The 15,644-nt window shown below is 46.9% G+C and carries 16 protein-coding genes; all 16 read left to right on the forward strand.

Going from position 1 to position 15,644, the window contains the following annotated elements; translation table 11 throughout:
• Positions 1–22: 22 nt before the first annotated feature.
• On the forward strand, positions 23–1,249 hold the full coding sequence (locus AC0L4K_RS00970; RefSeq protein WP_473267931.1) for a thiolase family protein: 1,227 nt from the start codon (positions 23–25) through the stop codon (positions 1,247–1,249).
• Between the two features lie 12 nt (positions 1,250–1,261).
• Positions 1,262–2,464 carry a class I adenylate-forming enzyme family protein gene (locus tag AC0L4K_RS00975; protein WP_473267932.1) on the forward strand — a complete coding sequence of 401 codons (1,203 nt, stop codon included), beginning with the start codon at positions 1,262–1,264 and terminating at the stop codon, positions 2,462–2,464.
• 2 nt (positions 2,465–2,466) lie between these two features.
• The gene (locus tag AC0L4K_RS00980) at positions 2,467–2,859 is read left to right on the forward strand and encodes an AMP-binding enzyme (protein WP_473267933.1); all 393 of its coding nucleotides are present in this window, start codon (positions 2,467–2,469) and stop codon (positions 2,857–2,859) included.
• Between the two features lie 65 nt (positions 2,860–2,924).
• A complete protein-coding gene (locus tag AC0L4K_RS00985) occupies positions 2,925–4,043 on the forward strand; it encodes a DUF5938 domain-containing protein (protein WP_473267934.1) in 1,119 nt (372 codons plus the stop codon).
• 68 nt (positions 4,044–4,111) lie between these two features.
• Positions 4,112–4,882 carry an SDR family NAD(P)-dependent oxidoreductase gene (locus AC0L4K_RS00990; RefSeq protein ID WP_473267935.1) on the forward strand — a complete coding sequence of 257 codons (771 nt, stop codon included), beginning with the start codon at positions 4,112–4,114 and terminating at the stop codon, positions 4,880–4,882.
• 53 nt (positions 4,883–4,935) lie between these two features.
• Entirely contained in the window at positions 4,936–5,712 is a 777-nt protein-coding gene (locus AC0L4K_RS00995) for an SDR family NAD(P)-dependent oxidoreductase (RefSeq protein ID WP_473267936.1), read from the forward strand.
• A 406-nt stretch (positions 5,713–6,118) separates the two neighbouring features.
• Complete coding sequence (locus tag AC0L4K_RS01000; RefSeq protein WP_473267937.1) at positions 6,119–7,429, forward strand: DUF1302 domain-containing protein; 1,311 nt, start codon at positions 6,119–6,121, stop codon at positions 7,427–7,429.
• A complete protein-coding gene (locus tag AC0L4K_RS01005; RefSeq protein WP_473267938.1) occupies positions 7,399–7,827 on the forward strand; it encodes a DUF1302 family protein in 429 nt (142 codons plus the stop codon). The genes AC0L4K_RS01000 and AC0L4K_RS01005 overlap by 31 nt, the downstream gene beginning before the upstream one ends.
• A 19-nt stretch (positions 7,828–7,846) precedes the next feature.
• Positions 7,847–9,196 (forward strand): DUF1329 domain-containing protein, encoded by a 1,350-nt coding sequence (locus AC0L4K_RS01010; RefSeq protein ID WP_473267939.1) that lies wholly within the window; start codon positions 7,847–7,849, stop codon positions 9,194–9,196.
• Between the two features lie 83 nt (positions 9,197–9,279).
• Positions 9,280–9,633, forward strand: a complete 354-nt coding sequence (locus AC0L4K_RS01015) for a hypothetical protein (RefSeq protein ID WP_473267940.1) — start codon at positions 9,280–9,282, stop codon at positions 9,631–9,633.
• Between the two features lie 92 nt (positions 9,634–9,725).
• Positions 9,726–10,328: a WD40/YVTN/BNR-like repeat-containing protein gene (locus tag AC0L4K_RS01020; RefSeq protein WP_473269189.1), complete on the forward strand. Its 603-nt coding sequence runs from the start codon at positions 9,726–9,728 to the stop codon at positions 10,326–10,328.
• A gap of 19 nt (positions 10,329–10,347) precedes the next feature.
• Positions 10,348–12,777, forward strand: a complete 2,430-nt coding sequence (locus AC0L4K_RS01025) for an efflux RND transporter permease subunit (protein WP_473267941.1) — start codon at positions 10,348–10,350, stop codon at positions 12,775–12,777.
• Positions 12,770–13,213 (forward strand): universal stress protein, encoded by a 444-nt coding sequence (locus AC0L4K_RS01030; protein WP_473267942.1) that lies wholly within the window; start codon positions 12,770–12,772, stop codon positions 13,211–13,213. Before AC0L4K_RS01025 ends, AC0L4K_RS01030 begins: the two co-directional genes overlap by 8 nt.
• A gap of 55 nt (positions 13,214–13,268) precedes the next feature.
• Positions 13,269–13,613, forward strand: coding sequence for an EthD family reductase (locus AC0L4K_RS01035; protein ID WP_473267943.1), 345 nt, complete (start codon positions 13,269–13,271; stop codon positions 13,611–13,613).
• Positions 13,610–14,359, forward strand: coding sequence for an electron transfer flavoprotein subunit beta/FixA family protein (locus tag AC0L4K_RS01040; protein ID WP_473267944.1), 750 nt, complete (start codon positions 13,610–13,612; stop codon positions 14,357–14,359). Before AC0L4K_RS01035 ends, AC0L4K_RS01040 begins: the two co-directional genes overlap by 4 nt.
• Positions 14,360–14,369: 10 nt before the next feature.
• Positions 14,370–15,299: an electron transfer flavoprotein subunit alpha/FixB family protein gene (locus AC0L4K_RS01045; RefSeq protein ID WP_473267945.1), complete on the forward strand. Its 930-nt coding sequence runs from the start codon at positions 14,370–14,372 to the stop codon at positions 15,297–15,299.
• Positions 15,300–15,644 lie beyond the last annotated feature (345 nt).

Here is a 15,644-nt window from a genome sequence, read left to right on the forward strand (position 1 = left end):
CCAGACTAATTAAGGAGTTTTTATGAAATCTAATGCGATTATAGCGGGAACCGGAATGACTACATTCGGTAACCATATGAGTAGAAATCTCAAGTCGCTAGCAAGCGAGGCTATTCGTCAGGCATTAAATGATGCTGGTATCTCCCCCGGGGAGTTGCAAGCGGCCTATATGGGAAATGCAGCAGCAGTCATTACTGGGCAGATCTGTGTTCCTGGTGAGATTGTGTTACGAGAAGTGGGCATTGGGGGAATTCCAGTAGTTAATGTGGAGAATGCCTGTGCGACGGGCTCAACCGCCTTCAATCAGGCTGTCGCAATGGTGACCGCGGGAGCTTATGACATAGTGCTTGCCTGTGGATACGAAAAACTCGTACACGAAGATAAGGCTAAAAGTTTTTCGGTATTTGCCGGTGCTGCAGATATTGAGCTTCAGGCAGAGCTAGAAAAAACCGTTGATATACGTATGCAAGCTGCCGGTATGACCGTAACACAGGGCGGTCAGCGTTCAGTGTTCATGGATATTTACGCCATGATGACTGCAGATCATATGAAGAAGTATGGCACCACGCGGGAGCAGATCGCAGCAGTCTCTGCCAAAAACTCTTTCCATGGAAGCATGAACCCTCGTGCTCAATTTCGCGATGTTGTGTCCGTAGAACAGGTGTTATCTGCGCGGGAAATCGTATACCCACTGACACTGCCGATGTGCTCCCCGATTGGGGATGGTGCCGCGGCTGTGATTATTATCAGTGAGCGAAAGGCACGCGAAATGGGACTGAATAAACCGGTACGCGTGCTCTCTTCTGCCTTCAAAACCGGTTGGGACTTCAGTGAAGGCGAGAGTGAAGCTACAGTGTTTGAAACAACCATTGCTCAGGCTTATGAAGAGGCGGGTATCGGGCCTGAAGACCTCAGCGTTGTTGAGCTTCATGATGCATCAGCGCCATCTGAAATTATTCACACAGAGTATCTGGGGCTATGTGCTAAGGGTGAAGGAGGTCCTTTGGTTGAATCAGGAGCCACTCGACTGGGCGGTCGTATCCCTGTCAGTACATCAGGCGGGCTGCTGCGTAAAGGCCACCCTATTGGTGCGACAGGTATTGCTCAGATCGTAGAACTGACAGAGCAGCTACAAGGCCGTTCTGGTCCCCGGCAAGTTGAAGGGGCGACGATAGGATTGGCTGAGAATGGTGGTGGATTTGTAAGAGACAGCGTTGCTGCACTCATTGTCACCATTCTTGCTAAATAGTGGAAAGTAATTATGAAAAACATGAACATTGTTGCAAATATTGTGGCTGCGGGTGTCGAGCGAGATCCAGATCTGGATGTGCTGACATTTGTTGGCGTTGGGTTGGAGGAAGAGGTTCGTACATATCAACAGCTGTGGAATAACAGTCAACGTATTGCGAAGTCTTTAAAAGATAAAGGTATTCAAGCAGGCGACCGAGTCGCACTGTTGATGCAGAATCATCCTGAGTTTGTCGAAACAATGATCGCTGGATCGATTTTGGGAGCTGTCATGGTGCCTATCGATCCACGTACAAAGGGCGAGAAGTTGGCGTTCATGCTAAATGATGCTGGCTGTCTCGGTATTGTCTGTGCAGATTATTCCTTATCCACTCTGTTGGAGTGTGTTGAGCAAGTGTCAAGTCTGGTGCTTGCTTATGTTGTGGGAAGTGATTGGGTTCCCGAGACCAACTCATCGATTACGCCAGTTTCATTAACTGAGGCACTAAAAGGTCCGGTCCCTGAACTTGAGGTTCAGGCAAACGATGATTTTTCCCCTATGCAGATCATGTATACCTCCGGGACTACCGGTGATCCTAAGGGGGTGATAGTTCGTAATGCCCGATTTGGTTTTGTTGCAAATCAGGGGGAATCGGTGTTTGGTTATAAGGGTGATGACCGTCCCTATACAGGTTTATCCCTGACCCATGGCAATGCTCAGTTTTTGACGCTTGCTCCATCGTTGAAAATGGGGTTAAGAGCGGTTATCAGCCAACGATTCACCAAATCACGTCTATGGGAGATTATTCGTCATTACAGATGCACAACCTTTTCACTGCTCGGTGGAATGGTTACCGCAATTTATAGTGAACCTCCGAAGGAAAGCGATAATGACAATTCCATACGCCTGGTGATTAGCGCAGGTATGCCTGGTGCTCTGTGGAATGATTTTGCTAAGCGCTTTGATGTTGAAATATTCGAGTTCTATGGCGCAATGGAAGGTGGTATGACCATCAATCCTCCTGGCGAAGGCCCTGTTGGCAGTTGCGGTAAGGTTCCACCTATGCTGATTTCCAAGGTTGTGGACGATGACGGGCAGGAAGTCCCCCTGGTACTCCCGGAGAAATATTGTTTAAGCCTGCCGATGGTTCCTCTGCGAAAGTCGATTATTTCAATAATTCTGAGGCATCAGAGGCTAAAACGCTGGGAGGGTGGCTACACTCCGGGGATGTCGTGATCATGGATGCTGAGGGCTGGGTATTCTACCAATATCGCAAAGGCGGGGGCATTCGGCACAATGGTGATTTTATTAATCCAGCCTTTCTGGAGAAGGTTGTCGCAGAGCACCCTAATGTCAGTGACTTGTCAGTCTATGGTGTCCCTGCGGCATCCGGTGCACCCGGCGAGAACGATATAGTTGTTGCTATTATCCCCGAAAACAGTAGTTGTTTTGATCCTCAGTCAGTCTTCGAATGGTGTCGCGGAAAGCTGGAAAATAACATGATTCCACAATATATCCATATCCTCGAAGAGCTGCCTAAAACAGCTACTGAGAAAGTTCAGACCCGGTTCCTTCAGCAACAATTTAGCCAGGGCTCTGAGCGTATCTATTCCGACTTAAATGGGCGCTGAAAAGTAAAAGGCATTGTATGCCTCTTTACCCCTTATCCAAAAATAATAAGTGAAAGGTAATAATTATGAACTCACCCAAAGTAGTTATCTATGGTGCAAGTGGTTACACAGGAAAACATGTGGCCTGGAAGCTAGCTGAGAGAAAGATCCCCTTCATTGCTGCTGGCCGAAATAAAGAGCGGCTGGAGCAACAGTTAGGTGCAATGGAAGAGCTGGACGGCGCCGAATATGAGGTGGTTGCAGTCGAGCATACTCAAGAGTCTCTGACCAAACTGTTTATTGGAAAAGAGGTCGTTCACAATCTGGTAGGGCCGTATATGCAACTTGGTAAGCCGGTAGTGGAAGCTGCGTTGGCGGCGGGCTGTCACTATCTTGACTGCACCGGTGAACAGGACTGGATGTATCTCCTGAAGTCAGAATACAGTGAACGGTTTGCCGAAAAAGGGCTAGTGCTGTTACCAGCGACATCGGCAATGTGGAATCTTGGCTTGATGGTATCAGAAATGGTACTGGAAAACGGTGATATAGACTCGCTGGATATTACCTATACGCTGTCAGGTGTTCCATCAGTCTCTTCTACTTTGTCGTTCATGCGTATGTGCTGCCAACCGCAATATCATTTACAGAACAGCGAGCGAGTCGCCTGGCCGATCGGTGGTGTCAGCATGGTGGTGCCGGGTATTCATGAGGTTTTAACTGGACTGCCTTGGAGTGGTGGTGGTGAGTCTGTCTGGTTTGAAGGTGATGAGCGAGTCATTAATTGCTCCACGCTTGTAACATTCCGAAATCAGGCACTCATGGATCTCGTTACTACACGTATGAAAGAGTTTGCCAATGATTATCAGCATCGGTCACCGGAAGAACAGGAAGAGGCTACTAATCGCTGGGCGATGGAGATTGCCCCTCAAGAAGAACCACCCCGTGAAGACTTCGATATTCATCGTGGATTGATCACCTGCCATGGTCGGGGGCGCACTAGTATGAAGTCAATTTCCCTGCCGGGTGTCGCGTTTGGTTATGTCGGAACCGGTTCTATTGGTGCATTTGTTATCGATACTTTACTGCGTGGACAGCAACGAGCAACAGGCATGGTACCAGCCGCTTATGTTGTTGGTGTGCGTGAGCTTCATGCTGAACTGAGAACCCAGAATGTTGCCGGAGAGATGGTAGATATCATCGGCTAATACTGTTTACCCCAGTCGCGATTCATGAACCTATGAATCGTGTCATCCTACCTGCTTCTGGGAGTATTATGAAAAGCAAAAACTATAGTGTTCGTTATGACGGGCGTTCAGTGCTCGTTACGGGTGGTGGCTCTGGAATAGGTGAAGCGATCTGTATGCGTTTGGCGGAAGAAGGTGCTTCGATTGCAGTACTGGATTACTCCGCTGAAGCGGCGGAACGTGTTGTGCGTAATATTGTTGCTAATGGCGGGAAAGCGATTGCTTTGCAAGCAGATGTCACCTGCCCAGATGAGTTGCATAAAGCAATAGATGAACTCATAGACGTTTTTGGCCAGTTGGATATGGCAGTCAATAATGCCGGAGTTGGTAACCCATTTGCGCCATTGGCTGAGCAAAGCTTTGAAACCTGGTCCCGTGTAATAGATGTAAATCTCACAGGAGTTTTCAATAGTATGAAATTTGAACTGCCACATATGATTGAGAACGGAGGTGTTATTATTAATATGGCCTCTATCACATCGTTGGTTGGTGTTGCTGATATAAGTCCGTACGTTGCAGCTAAACACGGGGTATTGGGTCTTACACGATCAGCCGCACTTGAATACGGGAAATATGGGGTAAGAATAAATGCGGTTTGTCCGACGTTTATTCGGACGCCATTAACCAAGGCCGCACTCCAGGATGAAGAGCAGTGGGCCGCTCTTGATGCATTGCACCCCTTAGGTCGCTGCGCTACATCCGAAAACGTGGCTGATATGGTTGCTTTCCTCGGTTCGGTCGATGCCTCAATGCTGACCGGCAGCGCTTATACCGTTGATGGTGGATACACGACAGGTTAAAGGCAGCCGTATCAGAGAGATACTTTTGTCTTAAGAATTAAAGGAATGTAAAGATGGAACTTAACGGACGTGTTGCGATAGTAACAGGTGCTACTGGAACTATTGGTCGCGGTATCTGCATAACACTTGCTGCCCAGGGCATGAAACTGGTTATTGCCGATCTTGATCAGAAACTCTGCGATAGCTTTGCAGAGGAACTGACCCAGAAAGGATATCACGCTTTCGCGGTGGCTGTGGATGTAACATCCCGGCAGGCTACTCGCGAGTTGGCCGACAACGTTGTGAAGCACTTTGGTTCGATTGATGTATTGGTAAACAATGCAGGGATTATTGCCTTAGGCTCACTATGTGAACTTGATGAAGATGCTTGGGATCGGGTGATTGATGTCAATTTAAAGGGAACGTTTCTCTGCGCCCAGGCTGTTGTGCCCACGATGATACCCCAGCGCCGAGGAAAAATTATCAATGTTTCATCTGTCGCTGCCGCTCGTCCAGCGCCATTACAGTCCGCCTATGCAGCGACTAAAAGCGGAGTCCTGGGGTTAACTAAAGTTTGGTGTCAGGAATTGGCGCAGTTTAACGTCACTGTCAACACGGTCTGCCCTGGATTCGTTGACTCTTCGATGTGGTCTGACCATCTTGGCCCAGCGTATTCTGAAATAGCGGGTGCTGACTCTCAAGAGGTGCTGAATATTCTGGCTAAAGCCAATATGCCCCTCGGGAGACCTCAATCCCCTGAAGACCTTGGAGAGGCAGTGACTTACCTGTCAGGTGCGGACAATGTTACCGGGCAAACATTGTTTGTCGACGGGGGCTTTACGATGGCATGAGTGGCCTGAATTATAGCGGATGCCTGCGAGAGTTTTTGACTCTCAAAGCGTATATGTTGGCGTTTACTTTATTAAGTGTAGAGCTTACTTGCTGGTTATTGATTCAGTGTCCGCATAACAGTTTTTGATTATTTCACCGGCGCGTCAATCATTTGCCCGATAGATGCGTTCGCTTTTATGCGGCCCTGTATTGGGCCGTTTTTTTATAGTTGAGTACGACTAACAGTATAGACTTCGTGATTCAACCCAGGCACTTAATGACGATGCCCGTTGTCCTTAACTAGCCATGTCACTGGTATGAGGGATAGGCAAGGCCTCGCTCTAAAACGAGAATTAATACTCCACATAATAAATACAATATCCGGATGCAGGTTTTAAATTTGCTGTCCATATGAAGGAGTCATTAATGAGTACTTCTACTACTCCCAAAAAGCACTTAGCTAGAGGTGTTTTGATCAGAAAATGCCTTTTATCCACGGCGGTGGGCGCCGCTTTGACGTCTGGGTTCATAGAAAATGTATCAGCAACTTCTATTAATACAGGGAATCCTGATCTTAAAGTTCGTTGGGACAATACTTTTAAGTACACGGCAGGTTGGCGGTTGGAGAACCCTGACACCTACGTTGCCCATGGTGCATCAGTTACAGACCAGCCAAATACCGATTTCGGTGACCTTTCTCATGATAAGGGATTGATTAATAATCGGCTGGATGTTCTTTCAGAGTTTGATCTTCTCTATAAAAATATCGGTTTCCGTGTTTCAGGTGCCGCTTGGTACGATGATCATTATATGGATGATTATAATGATTACCCCGATTCAGGGGTGCCGAACACACAAGCAGCTCTGGCCGGTGGTAGTAATAATCGTAATCCGTCTGAAGCTCAAGACATTATGGGCCAGAATTCCGAAATTCTGGATGCTTTTTTATATGGGCGTTTTTCGTTGGGAGATGAATCCGCTATAACGGTTCGTGCAGGCAAACACACTCAACTATACGGTGAAACTTTATTTTTAGGCGCTAATGGTATCGCTGCAGCACAAGGGCCTATTGATCTGGTAAAAGCTTTCTCTTTGCCAAATGCTCAATTCAAAGAGATTGCGATGCCTGTGGGGCAGCTATCTACCGATATCCAGCTCTCTTCAAAAGTGTCTGTTGGTGCTTACTACCAGTATGACTGGAAACCGTTTCGTTTTCCTGGCGCAGGTAGTTATTTTGCGCCTGCAGATTTTGTTTCCGATGGAAGTGATCTCCTGTTGTCTCCTTTTGGTCCCGCCCCTCGTACTGGTGATCTGAAAGGAAGTGACTCAGGGAATTACGGTGCACGGGTGAAGTTCAAAATTAGTGACACGGAATATGGTCTATATGCCGTCAGATACGACGAAAAAGCGCCGATCCCTGTTCTAGATGCGACTAACCTAGCGGACCCGCATTATAGTCTGATGTATGCAAAGAATATCAGTGTATATGGTGCAAGTTTTTCCACGGTGGTTGGTGATACTAATATCGCAGGTGAGATGTCTGTGCGTAAAAATACACCGTTGGCTCCGCTTGGGGATCTGGTGATCAGTACTATGGTTGGTGCTGATAATGACCGCAATACCCCGTATGCACGAGGCGATACCTTTCATCTTAACTTTTCCGCAATATCGGTATTTACCGAATCCCCCTATGGGATGGTGCCAGTTTGGTTGGTGAGATCGCGTACAACCACCTGATGGATGTGACTCATAACCCTAATGGGCTAGGGATATCCGCACTCAACACCACTCATACTCAAGACCACATAGGTTTGAGAGTTCTGTTTCAGCCTGAGTATTTCCAGGTGATGCCTGGTATTGATTTACAGGTGCCGATCGGCCTGGGTTATGGCCTGAGTGGGCGTTCAGCCGTATTTCAGATTGCGCCAGAGAATGGTGGGGACGTATCGATAGGTGTCAACGCTGATATTCATCGCACATGGAAAGCTGGTGTCAATATCACTCACTACTTTGGCGATGACGGCCCTGCACCAATGCTTCCGTCTGTTGACGCGGCTGCCAGCAGCTATGCCAGTTATGATCAGTACTATGGAGATCGGGATTTTATGACCTTCACAGTGCAGCGATCGTTTTAAAAGTTAAGAGGATAAAAATATGAAAAACTATAAAATAACAGCTTTAGCGGCGATTTTCCTATCTGTTGCCGCAACACCTGGCTTTACACAGGCCGCCGTAACTGCGGATGAAGCAGCTCAACTGAAAACAACCCTTACGCCGCTGGGTGCTGAACGTTCAAGTAATTCTGACGGATCGATTCCAGCCTGGACCGGCGAGAGTGCACCTAAGGTAGCCAAACAGTCCACTGGACATGCCGGTGACTCGTATCCGAACGAAAAGCCATTGCTTAGTATAACCGCCGCTAACCTTGATCAGTACGCAGATAATTTAAGCGAAGGCGCTGCAACTTTGATCAAGAAATTTCCATCCTTTCGGATAGACGTCTACCCAACGCACCGCACGGCAGCGGCGCCGGAGTACGTTTATGCAAACACAGTTAAAAATGCGACTCAAGCAGAGTTGACTGAAAGTGGTCAAGTGGTCAATGCCTTCGGTGGTATCCCTTTTCCAATACCAAAATCAGGCGAAGAGGTGATTTGGAATCATATCCTGCATGCCCGGATTAGCTCTACTGAGTTCGGTCTGAAAAACGTTGTTGGATCTGCAAACGGCAAATGGACTATTGCAACGCGTGCAGAAAACAATAATCAGACGCCCTATTACTCACGTGCGGGTAACACCAATGATTGGAACGGTGACTACTTGCTTGCACGTTTTGTGAACACCGATCCGCCTTTCAAGGCCGGCGAGGCTTTGGTTATCCGGGATAGCATTAACCTTGATAACAGTCGTCAGGCATGGCAATACCTGGTGGGGCAGCGTCGTGTTCGTCGTGCGCCAACCGTGGGATATGACACACCGGACTTTGTTGCATCAGGAGCTAACTATTTTGATGAGGTTATCGGTTTCTATGGTGCTCCAGATCGCTACGACTGGAAACTGGTTGGCAAGAAGGAGATGTACATTCCCTATAACACCAATAGGTTCCAAGCGACGCCGATAAAGGATGCTGTAGTACCTTATCATTTTAATCCGGATAAAGTGCGTTGGGAAAAGCATCGTGTTTGGGTTGTGGAAGCTACAACAGTCTCTGGCCGCCGCCACGTCATTCCTAAACGAACATTTTATTTTGATGAAGATACCTGGGCAGTGGCAATGAGTGATGGATACGACGCAGAAGGTAAAATGTGGCGAGCATCTTTCGTGCTACCTACAGTAGAGCCTGATTACCCTATCGTCGTGTCAGATACTACTTTTGTATATGACCTGCAAGCTAATACTTACAGCTGCGCGCAGTGTTTCAATGAAGAGTATTTCCGCGTTGTTGATGATAAGCCCAACAGTTTCTTTACAGGTGATTCCTTGGGCGCGAGCGGTCTCCGATAAGTTTAGCTGACGGGGAATGGCTCGCTATATAAGGCCAGCCATTCCAAAGCTGTCACAGATACTATGTTATATAAGGAATTTCCATGACTAATCGTATGTTGAGGCTTGCCCTCAGCTTTGTACTCGCTTTACCTGCAGTGCAAACTTTAGCTTCAGAGATGGCACTGGACCCCATATCAAGTCCCAGTATTCAGTCATCTCAGGTAGCAAAATTGCTGATGAATTCTGTTGTTCGTGCTGGAAAACGTTTGGTTGCCTGTGGAGAAAGAGGCGTGATCCTTATCTCTGATGATAACGGTGTAAATTGGCACCAGGCAACCGCTGTTCCGGTTAGCATTACTCTGACAAAGCTTTTTTTGTTAATGAACACAAAGGATGGGCTATCGGTCATAGTGGAGTCGTTCTTGCGACTTCCGACGGTGGTGAGCATTGGATAACCCAGCTTGATGGTTATAGGGCCGCAAGCATTGAAAATGAGGCAGCCAAAGCAGAGGGTACTGACAAGAAAAGAATAAGACAGTCTGACTATCTGGTTCAGGATGGGGCAGATAAGCCATTCCTAGGTATTCATTTCACTGATGAACTAAACGGCATTGTTACTGGTGCCTATGGGCTCGCGTTTAAGACCGAGAATGGTGGACAGACCTGGCAGTCGATCATTGGCCGTATTGCAGATGAGAGTAAACGTCATCTATACGACGTAGTGAGTCTTGGTCATGAGATATTTATTGTGGGCGAACAGGGAGCGTTTTTTCACTCTAAGGATAGTGGCCTTACTTTTGAGGCAAAGGATCTTAAGTGGCATGGAACCCTGTTTGGCATCTTACCTATTGATGAGCAAAAAATTATCACTTATGGCTTAAGGGGACATGCATATCTAAGCCTTGATCATGGAATAAGCTGGAGCCCTCTTCATCTCCCAGAATCTTCAATTGTATCAGGACAAGTGCTGTCCGATAGAATGATCGTTCTGGGCGAAGAGTCGGGTCATATATTGTCCAGTAACGATGGGCTGACATTCGACTTGCGAGAGGTTCCGGTCACATCACCTATTGCCGATTTTGTTGAAGCCGCAGATCAGAGCCTGATCCTTGCTGGTATTAACAACCTATCGCGTCAGTCACTCGAATAACATTCAGAGAGTACAGGTTGTGAAACACTCTAAATCAGATCATCCGGTTATCCGGAATATAAACGATTTTAATTTAAACTCGGGTTCATTGGCGGAGCGTTTGTTGTTCAACAACCGGGCTCTTGTTATGGGCTTCTGCCTCTTTGTGACACTGATTCTGGTATCTCAGGTGGGACGCCTGCAGATGGCGGCATCATTTGAAAAGATGATTCCGACCAGTCATCCGTACATAGAAAATTTTTTCAATTATCGGACTGAGCTCTCCGGATTGGGTAATGCCATACGTATTTCCGTAGAAAATACACACGGCACCGTCTACGAAGCTGATTATTTAAAGACCCTTCGCAAAATCAATGATGAAGTATTTCTCATAGAAGGAGTTGAACGACCCTACATGAAATCGCTATGGACGCCCTCTACTCGTTGGGTTGGGATAACCGAAGAAGGACTGGATGGTGGTCCGGTTATGCCCGATGATTATGATGGTACTTCACAAGCTTTGGCCCAGGTTCAAGCTAATATTGAACGCTCCGGTGAGATCGGTCAGTTGGTCGCTAGTAATCTACGCTCCAGTATTATTTTCATGCCACTGCTTGAACGTGATGATTCAGGAGGGCGACTGGATTATCACAGTTTATCGAATCGACTAGAGAAGTTACGCAGTGATTATGAATCCGATAATACCCGGATTCACATCACCGGTTTTGCAAAAGTAGTTGGTGATCTGATTGATGGACTGCTTCAGGTTCTGGGCTTCTTTGCTATCGCTATCGGGATCTGCGTCTGTGTACTTTACTGGTACACACGGTGTATTCGCAGTACCCTATTAGTTGTAGCTTGCTCACTGATCGCGGTATTTTGGTTGCTCGGCTTATTGCCTATCCTGGGTTATGACCTCGACCCTTATTCTGTTCTAGTTCCCTTTCTTGTCTTTGCTATCGGCATGAGTCACGGTGCACAGAAAATGAACGGTATCATGCAGGATATTGGTCGAGGTACTCACCGGCTGGTTGCCGCTCGCTACACTTTTAGGCGTCTCTTTTTAGCGGGTCTGACCGCATTGGGCGCTGATGCTATAGGTTTCGCTGTTCTAATGGTGATAGATATTCCCGTCATCAAAGATTTAGCTATTACCGCCAGTATAGGTGTGGCTGTTCTGATATATACCAATCTCGTGCTTCTCCCCATTCTTCTGTCATACACCGGTGTGGAAAAAATAGCCGCACTTCGCAGCCTTAGATCAGAGTTGTCCGATAAGGCAGATGCTGCACACGAAAAACATAAGTTCTGGGACTTCCTGGATCTGTTTACCCAACGGAAATGGGCGACCTTCGCGTTGTTAATCAGTGCGGGAATGGCCGGGGCTGGTATCGTCGTAAGTCAGCAGCTGAAAATTGGTGATCTGGACGCGGGTGCTCCAGAGCTTCGCCCGGATTCACGTTATAATAGGGACAATGCATTCATCAGCCAAAACTACTCAACCAGCAGTGATATTTTTGTCACCATTGTCAAAACGCCTCAGTATGAATGTGCAAAGTATGAAACCTTAGTCAAAGTTGATGCGCTTGAATGGCAACTTCAACAGTTGCCAGGAGTCGAATCAACCCGTTCGTTAGCGACACAGGCAAAGGCTGCTGCTGTCGGGATGAATGAAGGAAGTCTGCTTTGGTATGAGATTCCCAGGTCACAGTCATTGATCAACTCGATCGTGACCCGTGCCCCTCGAGAATTGTTCAACCAGAACTGTGACTTGCTCACCATCTATACATATCTTAAAGACCATCGCGCAGATACTCTGGATCGAGTGGTTCAGACAGTTGAAGCCTTTGCGTCTGCTCATAATAGTGACGATGCCACATTTATGTTGGCAGCGGGAAGCTCAGGTATTGAAGCGGCCACAAACATTGTCGTACGTAAAGCCAATCTGCAAATGCTGCTTTTGGTGTATGCGGCGGTGACTATCCTGGCTTACATCACTTTTCGTTCATGGCGTGCAGTGGTTTGCGCGGTAATTCCATTGGCCTTGACCTCTATTCTGTGTGAAGCACTAATGGTGTTCCTCGGCATTGGTGTGAAAGTGGCGACCTTGCCGGTTATAGCACTGGGTGTTGGTATCGGGGTGGATTATGCGCTCTATATTTTATCGGTAACGCTCTCAAATCTTAGGGCGGGAGTTAGCTTATCCGAATCCTATTATCGTGCTCTGTTGTTCACCGGAAAGGTTGTCGTTCTAACGGGACTCACCTTGGGTATAGCGGTATTAACATGGGTCTTTTCACCTATCAAATTTCAAGCTGATATGGGCATCCTGCTGGCATTCATGTTTGTCTGGAACATGCTGGGGGCGCTGATCCTGATACCCGCTTTAGGGCATTTCTTACTCCACCCATCACCGTTGACCGGGACCCAGCATAAACGCATCAGAGAAGGAGTAGGCAGTCATGTTTAAGCACATGCTAGTTCCACTTGATCAGACAGAACTCGCATATTCACTCTGTGACTATGCGGTTGAGATGGCTCAAAAAATGGGATCTAGAATTACGTTTCTGACTATCAGTGAAGACTTTGGGGCAACCAGTGAGGGGGCTTTGCAGCGCACCCTGTCTCCCGAGAATTTTTCAGATAGAGCCGCCCAAAGAGCCAGAGAAGTTTTGAGCTATTCAGTTGATAAGGCCGAGGAGGCTGGCGTTGATGCTGAGTCCATACTCCTGATTGGTGATAACCCTTTCAGCTACATTATCGATGCCGCCAATACAAATGATTACGACATTCTGGTGATGGCATCACACAGTCGCCAGGGCCTAGAAAAGTTGATGATTGGCTCTCAGACACAGAAGGTTTTGAACCAGGTGTCTAAACCGGTACTGGTTATTCCATTCCATTGATTTATAGGCATATGCACAATCATAAATTATCAAGGCATAGCGCTTTGTGAACTAATTGGATAAGGGTAAAAATGATAAAAGTTACGGTAATGTATCCCTCTCAGAAAGGGGGGAGTTTAATCTGGAGTACTACTGCGATAGTCATATTCCGATGGTGCAGTCGCTGTTGGGAGATGCTTGTCTTGGTCTTACCGTGGAGCAAGGAATTTCGGGAGCTACACCTAACATCTCACCTCAGTTTGTCGCTGTAACTGGGCTCATTTTCGAGAATATTGAAAGCTTTGAACTAAGTTTTGGCCCTGCGGCAAGCAGAGTAATGGATGACCTGCCTAACTTCACAAACATTGAGCCACGTATCGAAATCTCCCAAACCTGTCTAAATGTAGGTAAATCAGAATGAAAGTATTAGTTACTGTTAAGCGCGTTATTGACTACAACGTAAAGATACGAGTCAGATCAGATAATTCGGATGTTGATCTTGCCAACGTGAAAATGGCGATAAACCCTTTCTGTGAGATAGCCGTTGAAGAGGCGATTCGCTTAAAAGAAGCGGGCTGCGCAACAGAAATAATCGCTGTATCTGTTGGTCCTAAAGCCGTTCAAGAACAGTTGCGTACTGCATTGGCTCTGGGTGCTGACAGAGCTATTCATATCGATACAGAAGAGATGCCAGTGCCGCTCAACGTAGCCAAACTATTGGCCAAAGTAGTCGAGGCGGAACAGCCTGGTCTGGTTATTCTGGGGAAACAATCGATTGATACCGATAATAATCAGACCGGACAGATGCTAGCTGCATTGACCGGGCGGCCTCAGGGTACATTCGCTTCAGAAGTCAAAATTGAGGGGAATAAGGCGATCATTACTCGTGAAGTGGATGGTGGACTCCGTACTATAGAGCTGGCTCTCCCCGCTATCGTTACCACCGATCTACGCCTGAATGAGCCGCGTTATGCTAAGATGCCGGACATCATGAAAGCAAAGAAAAAGCCTTTGTATATAAAGACTGCTAAGGAACTTGGTGTGGAACTTAAGCAGCATACTCAGCTACTTAAAGTCGAAGCCCCGACAATGAGACTGGCCGGCATAAAAGTCGGAAGCGTTGATGAGCTGATGGATAAACTAAAAAATGAAGCCAAGGTTATTTAAGGAATAAAATATGTCTATTCTACTGATCGCTGTACATAATAATCAGACCTTGAGTCCTGTTACGCTTAACACACTTAATGCTGCTAAACAGATAGGCGGCGATATTACGCTCCTTGTCGCAGGCTCAGGCTGTCAGATGGTAGCAAACGAAGCTGCAAAGATTATAGATATAACCAAAGTTCTGCTAGCTGATAATCCTGCTTACGAGAAGGGAATGGCAGAAAATCTGGCCTCGTTAGTTGTTGATCTGGCTGATGGATATAGTCATATACTGACTCCATCCGGCACGACAGGAAAGGATTTTTTACCACGCGTGGCCGCGTTACTTGGTGTGAATCAGCTGTCAGATATAATTTCAGTTGAGTCTCCTGATACATTCAAACGGCCGATCTACGCTGGCAACGCTATTGCTACCGTGCGCTCACTTGATCCAGTTAAAGTCATCACCGTGCGGACCTCAGCGTTTGACAAGGTTGTATCTGATGGAGGATGCGCTGTCATTGAACGCCGCGATCATGTTTTTCAGTCCAGTGAGTCTGCTTTTCTTACAGAAGAAATAGGTAAGTCAGAGCGACCTGAATTATCCAGTGCACGAGTTATCGTCTCTGGTGGTAGGGGGATGGGTAGTGGTGAGAACTTTACTTTAGTTGAGTCTCTCGCTGACAAGTTAGGTGCCGCAGTAGGTGCTTCTCGTGCTGCTGTAGATGCTGGCTTCATCAGCAATGATCACCAGGTAGGCCAGACGGGTAAAATTGTTGCTCCAGATCTTTATATTGCTGTGGGGATTTCCGGCGCAATTCAACATCTTGCAGGCATGAAAGAGTCCAAAGTAATAGTAGCTATTAACAAGGACGAAGAAGCGCCTATTTTCCAGGTGGCCGACTATGGCCTGGTTACTGATCTCTTTGAAGTATTGCCAGAGATGACTGCAAAAGTATGAAGATGCAGTCAGTAATTTTACGGGCAACTCAAATGTTCCATTTTATTAGATGGATATTCTCTTAGTACTGCATGATGTTGATAAATCATTAGGTTTATAAACGTTTCATCTGAGCCCCCTGTTTCATCTAGGGGGAGTTGGGGTGCCTTCATGGCACCTCTTTTTTTAGGTTGGTTTTATAGGTTTTAAACAGTAGTGGAATATTTTTGAAGAGTTCTTCCAATGCATCCGAAAGTGCTGCAATTTAAAGTTGAATTCGCGCTGTATGTTTTCATTCTACAAACAGCTCAAATATCAGCTTTCTGAACCATATATTGCCGGTATCTTGATTGTAACGGCGGTGCC

The sequence above is a fragment of the Amphritea sp. GJ51-11 genome, assembly GCF_055808735.1.

Bases quoted from the DNA above. Each gene is read 5' to 3' on its own strand.
- AC0L4K_RS00970 (WP_473267931.1), top strand. From the start codon at position 23: ATGAAATCTAATGCGATTATAGCGGGAACCGGAATGACTACATTCGGT.
- AC0L4K_RS00975 (WP_473267932.1), top strand. From the start codon at position 1,262: ATGAAAAACATGAACATTGTTGCAAATATTGTGGCTGCGGGTGTCGAG.
- AC0L4K_RS00980 (WP_473267933.1), top strand. From the start codon at position 2,467: ATGGATGCTGAGGGCTGGGTATTCTACCAATATCGCAAAGGCGGGGGC.
- AC0L4K_RS00985 (WP_473267934.1), top strand. From the start codon at position 2,925: ATGAACTCACCCAAAGTAGTTATCTATGGTGCAAGTGGTTACACAGGA.
- AC0L4K_RS00990 (WP_473267935.1), top strand. From the start codon at position 4,112: ATGAAAAGCAAAAACTATAGTGTTCGTTATGACGGGCGTTCAGTGCTC.
- AC0L4K_RS00995 (WP_473267936.1), top strand. From the start codon at position 4,936: ATGGAACTTAACGGACGTGTTGCGATAGTAACAGGTGCTACTGGAACT.
- AC0L4K_RS01000 (WP_473267937.1), top strand. From the start codon at position 6,119: ATGAGTACTTCTACTACTCCCAAAAAGCACTTAGCTAGAGGTGTTTTG.
- AC0L4K_RS01010 (WP_473267939.1), top strand. From the start codon at position 7,847: ATGAAAAACTATAAAATAACAGCTTTAGCGGCGATTTTCCTATCTGTT.
- AC0L4K_RS01015 (WP_473267940.1), top strand. From the start codon at position 9,280: ATGACTAATCGTATGTTGAGGCTTGCCCTCAGCTTTGTACTCGCTTTA.
- AC0L4K_RS01030 (WP_473267942.1), top strand. From the start codon at position 12,770: ATGTTTAAGCACATGCTAGTTCCACTTGATCAGACAGAACTCGCATAT.
- AC0L4K_RS01040 (WP_473267944.1), top strand. From the start codon at position 13,610: ATGAAAGTATTAGTTACTGTTAAGCGCGTTATTGACTACAACGTAAAG.
- AC0L4K_RS01045 (WP_473267945.1), top strand. From the start codon at position 14,370: ATGTCTATTCTACTGATCGCTGTACATAATAATCAGACCTTGAGTCCT.